Genomic DNA, 648 nt, shown 5'->3' on the forward strand with positions numbered 1-648 from the left:
GAATAGTGTGGGATTGTTTAGCTTGACAGTTGATTCACCAAATCGAGCCAGGTATTTCTTCAATCTATCACAGTGATTCCTTAATCTACTCTCACAGCCTTCCAACGGCCTAGACAGTTGCAACTTTATTTTGTGTCTTATTGCGTTTCTACGCTCCCGAACATGAAGTAATAGCTTAGCTTTATCGACCCTATGCTTTTGCATAGAAACCATAAAAGGCAATTGTTTTAGTTCTGATGCATTCATGTCCTGGTAGTCGAAACAACCAAGTTCTGACAGTAACTCTGTTCTCTTGGCTATGTCGAGGAATGTCGGGTAGTACTTTAACGATATCCTAACGGCCCCTGTCTCTACCATAGAACGAGCCACAGCTCCTAATTGCGTGGACCGTACTGATTGTTTTCTATTAGAGAGAGACAATCTACGTCTTCTTATGTTCTGAATGAGTGCAAGATCATGTTCAGCTTTAATTCTTTTGTAAGGTTGGGTTAAGTGCCACTGACTGAGAGTTCTTTCATTAACTACAATATTTAACTTGTCGCCTAGAGCGGCATTAGGGTCAATATAATGTGCTGGTGTAAAAACATCTTTAACTTCTTCGCCCAAGAGATCGATGTCAGGGTGAAGCACTCTATGATTATCTGCATG

Annotated in this window: 1 protein-coding gene; it reads right to left on the reverse strand. The window is 40.9% G+C overall.

The window, feature by feature from the left end; all coding sequences use genetic code 11:
* Window positions 1–648 (reverse strand): hypothetical protein (locus IQR33_RS32345; RefSeq protein ID WP_228013767.1); only part of this gene is annotated, 648 nt, incomplete at both ends.

The sequence above is a fragment of the Vibrio sp. OPT46 genome, from assembly GCF_015163535.1.
In the GTDB taxonomy this organism is placed as follows: Bacteria; Pseudomonadota; Gammaproteobacteria; order Enterobacterales; family Vibrionaceae; genus Vibrio; species Vibrio alginolyticus.